Raw genomic sequence first — 3,216 nt, 5'->3', positions numbered from 1 at the left:
GATGGGTTCGGGCCCCCGGGCCCGAACCCATCGCGCCCAAGTCGCCGACGGAGGGCGGGCAGCGGGAAGAGAGGGATCTGGAGGCCAACGTCCTGGAGACAGGGCCTGCCGCTCTGGGCCTGGCTCCGACAGAAGGCGGGCTTCCCCGGCGCCGTCACCAGCGCGGCACCCCCATCCCGGTAGTGCAGGCGCAGGCCCCGGACTGTGGTCTTTCCGCTGAGCAGGAACGCACTCCCGCTGAGGAGGGCGCGTGGACGGCCGCCTACATGGCCGACGCACCCGGCCACCCCGATACCGCCGAGCCGGGGCCGGTCCCTGGTTCCGACCACGAGGATGGACATGCCTGACCGCAATTGGATGCTGGTCGAGGTCCTGAAGGTGCCCGGTGTGATCCACGCGCTGGTCGCCACCGCTGACGGGTTGGTCAAACAGCGTTCAGACGGCTTGGCAGATGACGCCGCCGAACGGCTGGCCGCCGCGTGCGCGGGCCTCAACAGCGTGGCGCAGAGCGTGGCGAAGGAGCACGTCGGCGACGGGGTGATGCGGCGGGTCGTGCTGGAGCTGACCGGCGCGGCGCTGTTCGTCCGGGGTGCGGGTGACGGCTCACACCTTGCGGTGCTGACCGATACCACGGTCGATCCCGGCCTCATCGCCCAGCAGATGGGTGCGCAGGTCCTCAAGATCGGCGAAAGCAACCTCTCGACTCCCGCCCGCAACCCCGGCCCCGCCGCAACCGAGGTAGCGGCGCACAGTGCCGGGCCGGCTGGGAGGACCAGCCCGTGAACGGCCAAGGGGACCGCGACTGGACTTCTGGCCTGCCGCCGGACCCGCTGACGGGCGGCGACGAGCCGGAGGGTGAGGTGGACCAGGTGGTGCCGGTGTACGTCATCACCGAAGGCCGAGCCGCGCCGACCCGTAACACGCTGCAGCCCGAGACGCTCCTGCTCGCCGCCACCCCGGGCGCCGACGGCCATCACGATGGCGGCCGCTCGTCACTGCGGGGCCCGGCCCGGGCGTTGCCGGTCACGGCGACGCGTGAGCAGGTCGCTCTACTGCGGCTCTGCCGGGTGCAGTTGTCGGTCGCCGAGGTCGCGGCGCATCTGCGGCTGCCGGTCAGCGCTGTGACCGTGGTCGCGGCCGACCTGATCGACGACGGTCACCTCGCCTTCCGCGCCCCAGCCTCGCGGACCGATCGTGACATTTTGAAGGAGGTGCTCGATGGTCTCCGCAACCTCGTCTGACCCCCATGCCGGTCCAGCCGATCCCGCCGTGCAGCGCTCGGGGGGCTCGGCTCCCGAACCGGTCCCGGCCTCGGTCCGGCATTCGGTGAAGATCCTGGTGGTCGGCGGGTTCGGCGTCGGCAAAACGACACTGATCGGATCGGTCAGCGAGATCGTCCCGCTGCGGACCGAGGAACCTATGACCACCGCCAGCGTCGGGGTGGACGATCTGGCGCGGCTGGAGCACAAGACCGCGACCACGGTCGCGATGGACTTCGGGCGTGTCACCCTGTCGGACCAGCTGGTGCTCTACCTGTTCGGAACCCCTGGTCAGCAGCGGTTCTGGCCGCTTTGGCAGGGCCTGGCCACCGGCGCGCTGGGCGCTCTCGTCCTGGTCGACACCCGCCGCCTGGATGCCTCGTTCTCCGCAATCGACCAGTTGGAGCAGCACCACCCGGACCTGCCGCTGGCGGTCGCAGTCAACCAGTTCCCCAACAGCCCCACCGTCGGTCACGACCAACTGCGCCAGGCGCTGGACCTGGACCCCGGCACGCCGCTGGCCGACTGCGACGCTCGCCGACGCGGATCAGCGGCCGGCGCGCTGATCAGCCTGGTCGACCACATCTATCACCCCGCACCAGCCGCCCCCTCTTCTCCGTGACCCCGTCCCCTGCGATCTCGTCCGCCGGTCTCCCCACGGGCGTCCTTTCGTCCGTGAACCCCATCGCGATTGCCTCAGGTGCTGCTGATGACGTTCGTGACCCCTAAACCACCTCCACATCCGACACCGCCGCCCACCAGCCGTGTGCGCACTGGCGAACGGCTCGCGGACATGACCGGGCTGACGCCGTTGTCGGCCACCACCGACTGTCCCGACCCTCGGCACGTTTACGGCCGGCTGCGTGCCGAGTACGGGACGGTCGCACCGGTTCAGCTCGCCCCCGCCGCCCCGGGCGGATCTGTGCGGCCGCTCAACGCGTGGCTGGTCATGGGCTATGAGCAGATGCTAGAGGTCACCCGGCGGGAACGGCTCTACTCGCGCAACCCGGTGAACTGGCGCGACCTGGCCGAGGGCCATGTCCCTGCCGACTCACCGCTGCTGCCGATGATGGGGCCCCGCGACAACGGCTACTTCCGCGACGGCCGCGAGCACCGCCGCCTCATCGCCCCGGTCCTAGACGCCATCGACGGCATCGACCAGAACGCCATGTTCAAAGCGGTCCGGGCCCGCTGCGAGGACCTCATCGCCGCATTCGCCGACGACGGCCACGCCGACCTGATGTCCGGCTATGCCGCGCCGATCCCGATGCTCGCCGTCACCGACCTGTTCGGCCTCGGCGACCGCGACACCGCCGCACTGCAACAGGCGATGACCCGGCTGGTGAGCTCCGGCGACGACGCCCAGGCCGGGAACCAGGCCCTCAACAGCGTCCTCATTGGTGCCATCAATACCCGCCGGACCGCCCCAACCGACGACTTGACCTCGGCGTTCATCAGTAACCCGAACCTGGTCGACGACTATGAGATCCAGCAGAGCATGGTGATGATGATGGTCGCCGGATGGGAGACCACCACCAACTGGATCACCCAGACGCTGCGGCTGATGCTCACCGCCCCCCGCTTCGCCGGCCAACTGCGCCGCGGTCGCCTCGGAGTCGAGGACGCCCTGGACGACATCCTGTGGGCAAGCCCCCCAATGGCCAACATGCCCGCCCGCTACGCCCTGGCCGACCACCAGCTGGCCGGCCACACCATAACCCGCGGAGATGCGCTCATCCTCGGGCTCGCCGCCGCCAACAACGGCCCCCACGCCCGCACTGGCAACCCGCACCTGGACACCGGCAACCGCGCACACCTGGCCTTCTCCGCCGGAGTGCACGCCTGCCCCGCCAAAGTCCCCGCCCGACTCATCGCCCACACCGCCATCGACACCGCACTGCGGCTCCTTCCCGCTATGCAGCTGACCGTCCCTGCCGACCAGATCCCACTGGAGCCC

Annotated in this window: 4 protein-coding genes; all 4 read left to right on the top strand. The window is 70.2% G+C overall.

Annotation, left to right across the window (positions count from 1 at the left end):
• The first annotated feature begins 357 nt into the window (after positions 1-357).
• Positions 358-783 carry a roadblock/LC7 domain-containing protein gene (locus E1293_RS45875; protein ID WP_132206268.1) on the top strand — a complete coding sequence of 142 codons (426 nt, stop codon included), beginning with the start codon at positions 358-360 and terminating at the stop codon, positions 781-783.
• Complete coding sequence (locus E1293_RS45870) at positions 780-1,241, top strand: DUF742 domain-containing protein (RefSeq protein WP_243717552.1); 462 nt, start codon at positions 780-782, stop codon at positions 1,239-1,241. Before E1293_RS45875 ends, E1293_RS45870 begins: the two co-directional genes overlap by 4 nt.
• Complete coding sequence (locus tag E1293_RS45865) at positions 1,219-1,881, top strand: GTP-binding protein (protein ID WP_132206267.1); 663 nt, start codon at positions 1,219-1,221, stop codon at positions 1,879-1,881. The genes E1293_RS45870 and E1293_RS45865 overlap by 23 nt, the downstream gene beginning before the upstream one ends.
• A 171-nt stretch (positions 1,882-2,052) precedes the next feature.
• On the top strand, positions 2,053-3,216 hold a 1,164-nt coding region (locus E1293_RS45860), incomplete at its 3' end, for a cytochrome P450 family protein (RefSeq protein WP_132206265.1).

This window comes from Actinomadura darangshiensis (assembly GCF_004349235.1).
GTDB lineage: Bacteria > Actinomycetota > Actinomycetes > Streptosporangiales > Streptosporangiaceae > Spirillospora > Spirillospora darangshiensis.
Note: the sequence above shows the minus strand (reverse complement) of the source record. Positions and strands in the feature narration are given on the sequence as shown.